The 11,761-nt window shown below is 70.4% G+C and carries 11 protein-coding genes; 2 read left to right on the top strand and 9 right to left on the bottom strand.

From position 1 onward, the window contains the following. On the bottom strand, positions 1 to 735 hold the full coding sequence (locus O7597_RS08120) for an ABC transporter permease (protein ID WP_269738421.1): 735 nt from the start codon (positions 733 to 735) through the stop codon (positions 1 to 3). A 10-nt stretch (positions 736 to 745) separates the two neighbouring features. Continuing rightward, positions 746 to 1,654 carry an ABC transporter ATP-binding protein gene (locus tag O7597_RS08115; RefSeq protein ID WP_269738743.1) on the bottom strand — a complete coding sequence of 303 codons (909 nt, stop codon included), beginning with the start codon at positions 1,652 to 1,654 and terminating at the stop codon, positions 746 to 748. A gap of 160 nt (positions 1,655 to 1,814) precedes the next feature. On the opposite strand from O7597_RS08115, the gene O7597_RS08110 reads away from it, so the two are divergent. After that, complete coding sequence (locus O7597_RS08110; RefSeq protein WP_281582363.1) at positions 1,815 to 2,606, top strand: EI24 domain-containing protein; 792 nt, start codon at positions 1,815 to 1,817, stop codon at positions 2,604 to 2,606. 57 nt (positions 2,607 to 2,663) lie between these two features. Here the strand turns inward: O7597_RS08110 and O7597_RS08105 are convergent, their stop codons facing one another. The 7 genes from O7597_RS08105 to O7597_RS08075 all read right to left on the bottom strand — a co-directional run bounded on the left by O7597_RS08105 (position 2,664) and on the right by O7597_RS08075 (position 10,548). Continuing rightward, complete coding sequence (locus O7597_RS08105; RefSeq protein WP_281583214.1) at positions 2,664 to 3,566, bottom strand: GNAT family N-acetyltransferase; 903 nt, start codon at positions 3,564 to 3,566, stop codon at positions 2,664 to 2,666. Positions 3,567 to 3,714: 148 nt separating this feature from the next. Beyond that, positions 3,715 to 4,722, bottom strand: a complete 1,008-nt coding sequence (locus O7597_RS08100; protein WP_281582362.1) for a LacI family DNA-binding transcriptional regulator — start codon at positions 4,720 to 4,722, stop codon at positions 3,715 to 3,717. Positions 4,723 to 4,741: 19 nt separating this feature from the next. Then, positions 4,742 to 6,112 carry a GH1 family beta-glucosidase gene (locus O7597_RS08095; RefSeq protein ID WP_281582361.1) on the bottom strand — a complete coding sequence of 457 codons (1,371 nt, stop codon included), beginning with the start codon at positions 6,110 to 6,112 and terminating at the stop codon, positions 4,742 to 4,744. Next, positions 6,109 to 6,942: a carbohydrate ABC transporter permease gene (locus tag O7597_RS08090; RefSeq protein ID WP_281582360.1), complete on the bottom strand. Its 834-nt coding sequence runs from the start codon at positions 6,940 to 6,942 to the stop codon at positions 6,109 to 6,111. Before O7597_RS08090 ends, O7597_RS08095 begins: the two co-directional genes overlap by 4 nt. A 236-nt stretch (positions 6,943 to 7,178) precedes the next feature. Beyond that, positions 7,179 to 8,186 (bottom strand): sugar ABC transporter permease, encoded by a 1,008-nt coding sequence (locus O7597_RS08085; RefSeq protein ID WP_269738415.1) that lies wholly within the window; start codon positions 8,184 to 8,186, stop codon positions 7,179 to 7,181. A gap of 113 nt (positions 8,187 to 8,299) precedes the next feature. Further along, positions 8,300 to 9,607: an ABC transporter substrate-binding protein gene (locus O7597_RS08080; RefSeq protein WP_269738414.1), complete on the bottom strand. Its 1,308-nt coding sequence runs from the start codon at positions 9,605 to 9,607 to the stop codon at positions 8,300 to 8,302. Positions 9,608 to 9,783: 176 nt separating this feature from the next. After that, a complete protein-coding gene (locus O7597_RS08075; RefSeq protein ID WP_269738413.1) occupies positions 9,784 to 10,548 on the bottom strand; it encodes a maleylpyruvate isomerase family mycothiol-dependent enzyme in 765 nt (254 codons plus the stop codon). Between the two features lie 70 nt (positions 10,549 to 10,618). Here O7597_RS08075 and O7597_RS08070 point away from each other — a divergent pair, with 70 nt between their 5' ends. Continuing rightward, a complete protein-coding gene (locus O7597_RS08070) occupies positions 10,619 to 11,701 on the top strand; it encodes a UDP-N-acetylmuramate dehydrogenase (protein ID WP_281582359.1) in 1,083 nt (360 codons plus the stop codon). Positions 11,702 to 11,761 lie beyond the last annotated feature (60 nt).

Below are 11,761 nucleotides of genomic sequence, written 5' to 3'. Positions count from 1 at the left end.
TCACTCCCAGCGGAACAGCTTCGCCGCGGCGGCGCCGGCCGCCACGGCGATGACCGCCATTATCCCCAGGTGCAGCGGGTGCGGTGCGGTGCCGGTCCAGGCGTCGAGCAGCGCCTGGACCCCGGGTGGCGTGTAGGCACCGACGTCCGCGAGGAAGCCGGGCAGCAGGAACCGGGGCAGGTACACGCCGCCGAAGAACATGATCAGCATGAACACCGGTACCGCCAGGGCCTGGGCCGACTTGGCGGTGGGCGCGACCGCCGCCACCAGCAGCCCCACCGCGAGCAGTGCGCCCGTACCCAGGACGAGCGCCGCCGCGAACCCGAGCGGATGCTGCGGCAGCGGGATGCCGAACGCGACTCGGGCGACCACTGCCAGGAGCACCGCGCTGGCCAGGATGCCCACCAGGGCCAGCACGAGCTGAGCGGCCAGCAGCGCCAGCGGACTCGCCGGTGTGGTGGCCAGCCGGCGGAGGATGCCGCGCTCCCGGTAGGTGGCCAGCACTGCGGGCAACGCGTTCACCGCGACCATCGCCAGCGTGACCACGAGCAGCGACGGAGTGAAGTACGCGATGAAGGACTTGTTGTCGAGGTCTGGACTGGGTTCGCGCAGCGTGGGTATCAGCCCGAGCACCACCAGGATCAGAGTGGGCAGGGCGACGGTCAGCACCAGCGTCGGGATGTCCCGCAGGTGCAGCTTCGCCTCAGTCTTGAGGATCTGGCCGAAGGCGTGCATCGAGTTCTCCTCAGTCGTCGAGCCGGCGCCCGGTCAGCTCGACGAACGCGTCGTCGAGCGTGGCCTGCTCCAGCCGTAGGTCGGCGGCGATGATCTGGTGGCGGGCGAGCACCGAGGTGACCGCGTGCAGCATGCCGTCGGTACCCGTCACCACTGTCTGACTGCCGGTGCGGGTCACCGCGGAGACCTCCGGCAGGTCGGTCAGCAGCCGGTCGTCGAGTGGTGCGGACGGCCGGAACCGGATGCGTTGCTCGGGTACCGCTGCCGAGACCAGACCGGCCGGGGTGTCCAGGGCCACCACCCGCCCCTTGTCGATCACGGCCAGGCGGTCGCAGAGCCGCTCGGCCTCCTCCATGAAATGGGTGACCAGCAGGATGGTCACGCCGCGGTCCCGGACCCGCTCGATCAGATCCCAGGTGTCCCGGCGGGCCTGCGGATCCAGCCCGGTGGTCAGCTCGTCCAGGATCGCGATCCGCGGGTTGCCGACGAGCGCCAGCGCGATGGACAGCCGCTGCTTCTGGCCGCCGGAGAGCTTGTCGTACGGGGTGTTCCGCTTACTGTCGAGGCCCAGCTCGTCGATGAGCTGCGCCGGGTCTGCGGGGTCGCGGTAGAACGAGGCGTAGAGCGCCAACGCCTCAGCGACCCGGAGCCGGTCGGGCAGTTGGCTCTCCTGAAGCTGCACCCCTACCTGCTGGCGCAGCCGGGTCGCGTCCCGGCGGGGGTCGAGCCCGAGGACCGACACCCCGCCCCCGTCTGGGACGCGTAACCCGGCGACGCACTCCACAGTGGTGGTCTTGCCGGCGCCGTTCGGTCCGAGTACGCCGAAGATCTCGCCGGCCTCGACGTCGAAGGACACGCCCGCCACCGCCACCGTCTCGCCGTACCGCTTGTGCAGGTCCGTCACCTCGATGACCGGCATGGTCACCGCCTCTCGCCGTCGGGTTCTCGGGTACGACTCAAGGGTCGCGAGAGCAGGCCGGCGACGAATCGACCGGCTGGAGGTGATCTTGATCGGCTCCGGTTGATACCGGCGGTCCGTCAACCGGTGGATGCGCCGACGAGTGACTACGCTCCTGGGCGTGCACGCATCCGAGCTTCCCTCCACCGCCGTTGGCGCCGGTCGCCGCTTCCTCGGCGGGGCCACGCTGCTGCTGCGAGGCGTCGGCCTGTACGTACGCAGCCCAGGTCTGATGCTGCTCGGCGTCGTCCCGGCGCTGATCTCCGGGGCGGTCTTCCTGTCCGCGTACGCTCTCCTGGTCTTCCTCGTCGACGACCTGGCCGCCGCGGCCACTCCGTTCGCCGACGACTGGGCGACGACGCCGCGTAGCGCGGTCCGGGTGGTCGCCGGGCTGGCCTTCCTCGGTCTCGGTGGCCTGCTCACCGTCCTCACCTTCACGGCGGTCACCCTGGTCATCGGCGATCCGTTCTACGAGAAGATCTCGGAGCGGGTGGAGCGACGCTACGGCGGCACGCCGGACGCGGTCGAGGTGCCGTTCTGGCCGTCGCTGCGGCGTAGCGCCGTCGACTCGCTCCGCCTGGTCGCCCTGGCGGCGCTGTTCGGGGTGCCGTTGTTCGCCGCCGGCTTCATTCCGCTTGTCGGCCAGACCGTGGTGCCGGTCATCGGCGCGGCGGTGGGCGGCTGGCTGCTCGCCGTGGAACTGACCGGCGCGCCCTTCTCCCGGCGCGGCAAGCGACTGCCGCACCGGCGCGCCGCGCTGAAGGCGGACCGCCCCACCGCACTCGGCTTCGGGGTCGCGGTCTTCGTCTGTTTCCTGATCCCGCTCGGCGCGGTACTGCTGATGCCGGCCGCGGTGGCCGGTGCCACCCTGCTGGCCCGCCGCTCGCTCGGCCAACCCATCACGGAGGGCTGACATGGACATCGCACTGGTCGAGGGGGACATCACCGCCGAGCGGGTGTACGCGGAGGGTTAGCCGCCGGGGCGCAGCTCGCGTACGCAGGACCACTGGCTGGCCACCCGTCGGTAGCCGAGCCGGTCGTTGACCGCCAGCATCGGCGCGTTCGCCGCGTCGTTCCCGGTGTACGCGACGGTGACGCCGCGCGCCGCCGCCCGGTGCAGCGCGGCCAGCTTCACCAGCCCGGCCAACCCGCGGCCCCGGTGCTGCGGCACGGTGCCGGTGTAGTCCGACCACATCCGCGCGCCGTCCCGCTTTACCAGGCTGATCGCCACCAACTCGCCGTCGACCTCGGCACCCGTGCTGGCCTCCCGGTCCAGCCCGACGTTGTCCCAGGTGGTGGCGAGCCAGTCGGCATAGCCGATCGCGCCGGACACGACGTCGCCCGGCTCGTCGGCACTGGCCAGCACGTCCACCCGGTGCACACGACGAGGGTCGACGTCGGTCAGTGGGACCAGTCGGACGCCGTCGGATCCGGTCGGCAGCGGCGGCAGCATGTGCAGGTCCAGGGCTGAAAAGTGCTCCTGGCGACTCGGGGTGAAGCCGTGCCGGCGGACGAACGGCAGCGCCTCGGGCAGCGCGCGCCCGTGCAGCCGGGTCAGGCCGAGCGGGGCGAGGTGCGTCACCGCCTCGGCCAGCAGCGCGCCGCCGATCCCGCGGCGCCGGTGGTCGGGGTGTACGTGCAGCAGCGACACCTCCCCGACAGCCTCGGCGGTGTGCTCGTTGCGGGACGCGCACACCCAGCCCACGATGTGCCTGTCGACCTCGGCGACGAAGCCGGTCCAGTGCAGACCCGGAGGCGGGGCGGCGATCAACTGCCGGGTGGACGCGACGCCCCGCACCAGAAAGGGAAACACGAGCCTCCGCAGCGCCACCACTGCTGGAGCGTCGTCGGGCTGTGCGGCACGGATCAGCACGGACGGTTCAGGCATGCGCGGCAGGCTAGCCAAGCCCGACCGACCCCGCGCCCGCTTTTCCGCCCCCCGGCACCGGACGGTGGGTACGTTTCTTGTCGCTGGGGCGACAAGAAACGTACCCACGTGCCGCGCACCACCGTCGGCGGAATCAGGCGGAGTCGCGGATGATCAGCTCGGTGGGCAGGATGAGTGCCGGTTCGACCTGTTCGCCGGCGGCGAGGCGGAGCAGCAGTCGGGTGCCCTGCCGGCCCAGCTCGACTATCGGCTGCCGAACGGTGGTCAACGGCGGATCGGTGTACGCGGCGGTCTCGATGTCGTCGAAGCCGATCACCGCGACGTCCTCGGGCACCCGCCGTCCCGCCTCGCGCAGCGTACGCAGGGCGGCGTGTGCCATCAGGTCCGACGCGGCGAAGACGGCGTCCAGGTCGGGGTGGGTGGCGAGCAGTTCGCGCATCGCCGCCGCTCCGGACTCACGGGTGAAGTCGCCGACCGCCACCATCTCGGGCAGCCCGGCGGCGGCGACGGTGTCCCGGTACCCGGTCAGCCGCTCGATGCCGGCGACCATGTCCTGCGGGCCGGCGATGGTGGCGATGCGCCGTCGGCCGCTGTCGATCAGGTGCCGTACCGCGCGGGTGACCCCGCCGACCTGGTCGACGTCGATGTACGGCACCTCCGCCCCGTCGAGCGGTCGGCCGCTGCACACCACCGGGATGCCCAGTGCGGCCAGCCGGGCGGGCAGCGGATCGGCCCCGTGCAGCGAGGCGAACAGCACCCCGTCGACGTGCCGACCGGTGGTGTACCGGGCGACCCGCTCGTGCCCGGCCGGCGACCCGGCCAGCATCAGCACCAGCTGCTTGTCGGCGGCCTCCAACTCCTGGGCGGCGCCGCGGATGATCCCCGGGAACACCTGGTCGTCGGAGAAGACCCGGGTGGCCTCCTCCGGCATCACCAGGGCGATCGAGTCGGTCCGCTGGGTGACCAGCGTGCGTGCGGCCAGGTTCGGCACGTACCCCAGCTCGGCGACCGCCAGACGGACCGCCTCCTGGATCGGTTCGGCGACCGTGGTCGAGCCGTTGACCACCCGGGAGACGGTGGCCCGGGACACACCGGCCCGTCGTGCCACCGCTTCCAGAGTGGGCCGCTGCGCCCCCGTCATCGGAGAAATCACCACCTCGTCACAGCCCGTTCCGGGAGATCACCTCCTGGTACCACCGGGCGCTGGACTTCGGTGTACGCCGCTGAGTGAGGTAGTCGACGTGCACGATGCCGAATCGCTTACGGTACCCCTCGGCCCACTCGAAGTTGTCAAGCAATGACCATACGAGATAGCCGCGCAGGTCGACGCCCCGGGCGATGGCCTCGTGCGCGGCCCGCAGGTGGCCGTCGAGGTAGGCAACCCGGTCCGCGTCCTGGAGCGGGGTCGTCGGGTCGGCGGTCTTGTCCGGGAACGCCGCCCCGTTCTCGGTGATCAGCAGCGGCACCGCCGGGTAGTCGGTGGCGATGCGTTCCAGCAGCCGGGTCAGTCCGGCCGGCTCGATCATCCAACCCATGTCGGTGAGCGGTCCGACCGGTGCCAGGAACTGCACCTGGCCCTCGGTTCCGGGGTACGCCCCGCCACCGCCGGCACCGTCCGGCCGGCCGGCGACGTAGGTCGGCGCGTAGTAGTTGATCCCGAGCAGGTCGATCGGCGCCGCGATGATCTTTTCGTCCTCGTCCCGGACGAAGGTGGGTTCGACGAACCGTGCGACGTGCTCGCGGACGTCGTCCGGGTATCCGCCGACCAGCAGCGGATCGAGGAAGATCCGGTTGTGCAGACCGTCGACCAGGCGTGCGGCGGCGGCGTCGGCGGCACTGTTGGGATCGGCCGGACACACGTCGGCGGGATTGAGCGTGACGCCGATCCGGCCGGCACCGCCCGCGCGCAACGCCTGGGTCGCCAGGCCGTGCGCCAGCAGCAGGTGGTGTACGGCGCTGAAGGCCGCGCCCGGGTCCTGCACGCCGGGGGCGTGCACGCCGTTGCCGTAGCCGAGGTACGCCGAGCACCACGGCTCGTTGAGCGTGGTCCAGGTGCCGACCCGGTCACCCAGGCGGGCGTACACGGCGCTGGCGTAGGTGGCGAAGTGCTCGGCGGTCTCCCGGCTGGTCCAACCGCCCCGGTCCTGCAACGTCTGCGGCAGGTCCCAGTGGTAGAGCGTGACGATCGGGTCGATGCCCCGGCCCAGCAGCGCGTCCGTCAGCCGGTCGTAGAAGTCCAGGCCACGTGGGTTGACCGGGCCGCTGCCGTCGGGCTGGAGGCGGGGCCAGGACACCGAGAACCGGTACGCCTGCAACCCCAGCTCCGCCATCAGCGCGACGTCGTCGGCGTACCGGTGGTAGTGGTCGCAGGCGACGTCACCGGTGTGGCCGGCGTGCACCTTGCCCGGCGTACGGCTGAAGGTGTCCCAGATCGACGCGCCGCGCCCGTCGTCGCGGACCGCCCCCTCGATCTGGTACGCCGCGGTGGCCGCACCCCAGAGAAAGTTGTCCGGGAATCTCAACTCAGTCACGCCTTGACCGCACCTTCCATGATCCCGCCGATGATCTGGCGGCCGAACAGGACGAATACCAGCAGCAGGGGCAGCGTGGCGATGGCCGTGCCGGTGAAGACCTGGGACATGTCCTGGTAGTAGCCGTCAGACAGGGCTCGCAACGATAGCTGCACGGTGGGATTCTCCGGGTCGTTGAGCACCGCGTACGGCCAGAGGAAGTCGTTCCAGGTGGTCATGAAGGTGAGCAGGCCGAGGACGGCGGCAGCCGGCCGCAGTGCCGGCACCACCACGTTCCAGTAGATGCGGGCGGTGCCGCAACCGTCCACCCGGGCAGCCTCGATCAGCTCACTGCTGACCGCCTGCCCGGCGTACTGCCGCATCATGAACACCCCGAACCCGGTGACCAGGGCGGGCATGATCACGGCCGGTAGTCGGTCGTTCAGGTTCAGCTTCGTCATCAGGATGTACAACGGAATGACGCCCAGTTGGGTGGGCACCATCATGGTGGCAATGATGATCATCAGCAGTGCGCTGCTGCCCCGGAACCGCAACTTGGCGAAGGCGAACCCGGCGAGGGTCGAGAAGAACACCACCGAGACGGTGACGGTGACCGCGACGATCGCCGAATTGATCAGGCCGGTCAGGAAGTAGGCGTCGGTGTTGGCGAACAGCCGGGAGATGTTCGCGCCCAGGTTGCCGCCGGGTGTCACCGGCGGTGGCAGTTGGCCCATCGCGTCGCTGGACCGGCTGGCCACCACGAACATCCAGTAGATCGGGAAGACCGACAGGACGCCGGCGGCGACGAGTGCGCAGTACGTCAGCGGGCTCGCCCGCCACAACCTGCTCATCGCGCCACCTCGCTGCGCTCGGCGTCACGATGAGCCACCACGGCACCGCGCTGAATGACTCGCTCGCTGCGCTCGCTCATCGCGCCACCTCGCTGCGCTCGGCGTCACGATGAGCCACCACGGCACCGCGCTGAATGACTCGCTCGCTGCGCTCGCTCATCGCGCCACCTCGCTGCGCTCGGCGTCACGATGAGGCACCACGGCACTGCGCTGAATGACTCGCTCGCTGCGCTCGCTCACCGCGAAACTCCCTTCCGCTTGCCGGTGTCCGGCCGGGCGCCGGCACCGAGCCGGCGGATGATCAGTACGTTGATCGCCGCGACGATGGCGATCAGGGCGAAGAGCAGCCAGGCGACCGCGGACCCGTAGCCGAAGTTGTAGTAGGGCGCGAAGGCGTTCTCGAACATGTACATGGTCATCGTCTGCGACTCGCGCATCGGCCCACCCCGGATCGCGTTGGTGCCGGAGTGGAACAGCCGGGGCTCGGTGAACAGTTGCAGCCCGCCGATCGTGGAGATGATCACGCAGAAGATGATCGTGGGCTTGAGCAGCGGCACGGTGATGGTCCAGAACTGCCGGGCCCGGTTCGCGCCGTCGATCGCCGCCGCCTCGTACAGATCACGGGGAATGGCCTGCATGGCGGCCAGGAAGATCAGCGCGTTGTAACCGGTCCAGCGCCAGTCGACCATCGTCGAGATGGCCACCCAGGAGGCGAACCGGTTGGACTTCCACTCGATGCCGTCGACGCCGACCAGATCGAGCAGCCAGTTGACCATGCCGAACTCGCGGCCGAACAGCACCCCGAACACGATCGCCACGGCGGCCGTGGACGTGACGTTGGGCACCAGCACCGCCATCCGCCAACCCGTACGCATCCGCAGCTGGCGGTTGAGCAGGTTCGCCAGCCAGAGCGCGGCGAGCAGTTGCGGGAGGGTGCTGAGGACGAAGATGCCGAGGGTGTTGACCACCGAGTGCCAGAAGTCGCTGTCCGCCAGCAGCCGGGTGTAGTTGTCCGCGCCCACGAAGGTGGGATTGCTGCCCAGCAGGTCCCAGTCGTGCAGGGAGACCCAGAAGGTGTACGCCAGCGGCCAGGCCCCGAAGATCGCGAAGATCACGAAGAACGGGGCGATGTAGAGGTAGGGCGAGTACTTCGCGTCGATCCGGCTGAGCCGGCCGGCCCGGGACGGGCGGGTGCCACGCGGCGCCGGTGTGGCCGGCGGTCGTGCGTCGAGCTGCAACGCCATGACCCGTTGACTCCTTTCCACACCCCCGCCCCGCGCCGGTCCAGGGGGAGCCGCGGATGTCTGCGCATCGCGGCGGAGCCTGGACCGGCGGCGGGGATGGGGTCTCGGGCCGGTTACTTGGCGGCGGCCTTCTTGGCGTTGTCGACCGCGTCCTGCCAGCCCTGCTCGGGGGTGCGCTGGCCCAGCTCGACGGTGCGGACCGCGTTCTCCACCTCGGTGCGGACGGCCTGGTTCTTCGGCCCCATGTAGACCGGCTTCAGCGTCTTCGCGCCCTCGCCGAAGATCTTGCCGACCGGCGCGTCGGAGAAGTACGCGTTGGTGGCCTCGGTGATGGCCGGGTCGTCAAGCGCCTGCGGCGAGGACGGCAGCGGACCCTTGGCCTTGAAGGCGCCGATGTGCCCCTCGGCGCTGGTCAGGAACTTGACCAGCTTGACCGCCTCGTCCTTGTGCTTGCTCTGCTGCGGTACGGCCAGGTGCGAGCCGCCCCAGTTGCCGCCGTTGCCCGGCACCCGGGCGATGTCCCACTTGCCCTTGGCCTCCGGCCCGGCGTTGCCCTCGATGACACCGGTCATCCAGGCGGGGCAGGCGATGGTGGCGAACTTGGCCTGCTTGAAGGCGGAGACCCACTCCTCCGACCAGGAGCCGTACTTGCCGGACAGGCCCGCGTTGACGATGTTCATCGTGATGTCCCAGGCCTGCTTCACCGCCGGGTTGGTGTCCACCACCAGGTTGTCGCTGGTGTCGTAGTAGTGGTAGCCCTGCGCGTTGCCGGCGGTCTGGAGCACGATCGTGTTGAAGGTGTTGGTGGCCGCGTCCAGGAACGAGGCGCCGGTGTCGGCGGCCTTGAACTTCTCGCCGGTGGCGATGTAGTCCTCCCAGGTCGGCCAGAGCGCGGAGACCTGCTCCCGGTCGGTCGGCAGGCCAGCCTTCTCGAAGAGGTCGGTGCGGTAGCACATCGCCATGCCGCCGACGTCGGTGCCGAGTCCGATCAGCTTCTGGCCGTCGGCGGTGAGCCCCTGGTTCCACTTCCACTCCAGGAAGTTGCCCTTGAGGTCGGCGGTGCCGTGGTCGAGCAGGTTCACGAAGTTGTCCGGGTTGGCCTTGTACTCGACCATCAGGCCCTCTTCGATGGCCACGACGTCGCCGGCGCCCTTGCCCGCGGCGAGCCACTGGGTCAGCTTCGGCGAGTACTCGTCGAGGTTGCCGCCGGTGCCCCGCTCGACGATCTTGATGTTCGGGTTGGCGTCCATGTACTGCTGGTAGAGCTGCTCGTAGCCGAACTGTCCGAAGACGTCGACGGTGAGCGTTATGGTGCCGTCGCCGGCGGCCTCGTCGCCGCCGCCGCAGCCGCCGGCGACGAGCAGGACGCCGGTGGCGGCCAGAGCGACCGCCGCGAGGCGGTGACGCGGGAATGTGCCCATTTCTGGTGACCCCTCTCAGGTCGGGTGGTGGTGGAAGGGCTCTGAGAGCGCTCTCACGTAGCCTGCGGTCCGCCCGGGACCGGTGTCAAGAGAGCGCTCTCTCGCGAGGGGTCACAGAATGGCCACGAGCGACCCTCGTCGCACCGGAGGGTCGCTCGTCAGGGCGGAGGTACTGATCAGCCGGTGCGGACCCCGTCGAGCAGGGTGCGGTCGCCCGCGACGGTCAGGGTGTCGAAGCTGACCCGTCCCCAGAGCGCCAGCAGCAAATCGCTGGCGGTGCCGGTGACCTGTACCCGGGCGTGGTGGTCGTCGTGGTCGAGGATGGTGCCGGTGTCGAGCAGGGCGACCCCCTCGCCGCGCAGCCGCAGATACCACTCGTGGTCGGCGTCGGTGGCGGTCAACCGGACCACGCCCGCCCACGGGCCGCCCTGCCGGCGCCGGCCCGCCGGCAACCAGGTGTCCAGCACCTCGCTCACCCCGTCGGCCGCGAGCTTGGCCTCGATCGGCTCACCCGCGGCGATGGCGAGTTGGGCGTCCCAGCGGTGCACCGCCGTCTCGTGGGCCATCCGGCGCGGCCAGAAGCCGGCCTTCTTCGGCTGGGGGGCCCAGTTCCACGCCGGTGCCTCCGGATCGAGGGTCTCGAAGAGCGCCATCAGCTCGTCGTACGCCTGCTGCCACTGCTGCACGGCGGTGACGCCCGCCGCCGGCTCGACCGGCTGCGCCCGGCTGTGCTGCGGTGTCGTCGAATCGCCCGAACCGGCCACGCCGTGCACCCACCGGTAGATGCCGGCGAGATGACGGGTCAGGTCGGTCACGGTCCAACCGGGGCAGGACAGCACGGGTGTCTCGGGCGGCGCCTCGGCCACCGCGGCGGCGAACGCCGGGCCCTCCGCCCGCAGTGCGCCGATCCAGAAATCCTTGCTGCCGTGCAATCTGCTCATCGCCATCCTCCCGGGGGTGACCGGGCCACCAGTGGGTGCCACGGCTACCCCTCAGCCTAGGGTGAGAGGCGTGTCTGACGTCTACGCCCAGCCGACAGCCGCCGCGCAACCCGCCAGCACGGACGATCTGGCGCAATACACGACATTGTGCGTGGGTGGGCCGGCGGGCCAGGTGGTCGCCGCCACCAACGCCGACGAGATCGTCAGCCGGGTACGCGAGGCGGGCGCCGAGATCCTCCTGATCGCCGGCGGTAGCAACGTGGTGATCGGTGACGGCGGCTTTCCCGGCACGGTGGTTCTCGTCCGCTCCCGGGGACTGCGGGTGCTCGCCGAGGACGAGCAGACCGTGACGGTCCGGGTCGAGGCCGGTGAGCCGTGGGACGACCTGGTCGCCGCGACGGTACGCAACGGCTGGTCCGGGCTGGAGTGCCTGTCCGGCATCCCCGGCTCGACCGGTGCCACCCCGATCCAGAACGTCGGGGCGTACGGGCAGGAGGTCGCCGAGACCATCACCGCCGTGCAGGTCTACGACCGGACGGCCGGAGCCGTCGGGCAGGTCGCGGCGGCGGACTGCGGTTTCGCCTACCGGTCCAGCATCTTCAAGTACAACGACCGCTGGGTGGTGCTCTCGGTGGACTTCCGGCTGGCCCGCTCGCCGCTGTCCGGCCCGGTGCGCTACGCGGAACTGGCCCGGGCGCTCGGCGTCGAGGTCGGTGACCGGGTGCCACTGGCCCAGGCCCGAGCCACGGTGCTGCGACTGCGCGCCGGCAAGGGCATGGTGCTCGACGCGGACGACCCGGACACCCGCTCCGTCGGCTCGTTCTTCACCAACCCGGTCCTCGACGCCGCGACGTACGAGCAGCTGCGGCAGCGGGCCGCCGGGCTGGGCGAGCCGCCGGCCTGGCCCGGTGCGGACGACCTGGTCAAGGTCAGCGCCGCCTGGTTGATCGACAAGGCCGGCTTCGGCAAGGGACATCCCGGTCCCGAGGGCACCGCCATCTCCACCAAGCACACCCTGGCCCTGACCAACCCCACCGGCACCGCCAGCACCGGGGCCCTGCTCGCCCTGGCCCGCGAGATCCGCGACGGCGTCCAGTCCCGCTTCGGCGTAACCCTCCACCCCGAACCCGTCCTCATCAACTGCACCCTCTGACCGGGTTGATCAAGAAGTTTTCGTCAGCTCCCGCGCGTGAACCGGACGAAAACTTCTTGA

Origin of the sequence: Verrucosispora sp. WMMC514 (genome assembly GCF_027497295.1) — a bacterium.
Taxonomy (GTDB): domain Bacteria; phylum Actinomycetota; class Actinomycetes; order Mycobacteriales; family Micromonosporaceae; genus Micromonospora; species Micromonospora palythoicola.
Note: the sequence above shows the minus strand (reverse complement) of the source record. Positions and strands in the feature narration are given on the sequence as shown.

Excerpts from the sequence above, each read along its gene's own strand:
- O7597_RS08090 (WP_281582360.1), bottom strand. The coding sequence starts at position 6,942 with ATGAGCAGGTTGTGGCGGGCGAGCCCGCTGACGTACTGCGCACTCGTC.
- O7597_RS08085 (WP_269738415.1), bottom strand. The coding sequence starts at position 8,186 with ATGGCGTTGCAGCTCGACGCACGACCGCCGGCCACACCGGCGCCGCGT.
- O7597_RS08100 (WP_281582362.1), bottom strand. The coding sequence starts at position 4,722 with ATGACGGGGGCGCAGCGGCCCACTCTGGAAGCGGTGGCACGACGGGCC.
- O7597_RS08120 (WP_269738421.1), bottom strand. The coding sequence starts at position 735 with ATGCACGCCTTCGGCCAGATCCTCAAGACTGAGGCGAAGCTGCACCTG.
- O7597_RS08075 (WP_269738413.1), bottom strand. The coding sequence starts at position 10,548 with ATGAGCAGATTGCACGGCAGCAAGGATTTCTGGATCGGCGCACTGCGG.
- O7597_RS08115 (WP_269738743.1), bottom strand. The coding sequence starts at position 1,654 with ATGCCGGTCATCGAGGTGACGGACCTGCACAAGCGGTACGGCGAGACG.
- O7597_RS08080 (WP_269738414.1), bottom strand. The coding sequence starts at position 9,607 with ATGGGCACATTCCCGCGTCACCGCCTCGCGGCGGTCGCTCTGGCCGCC.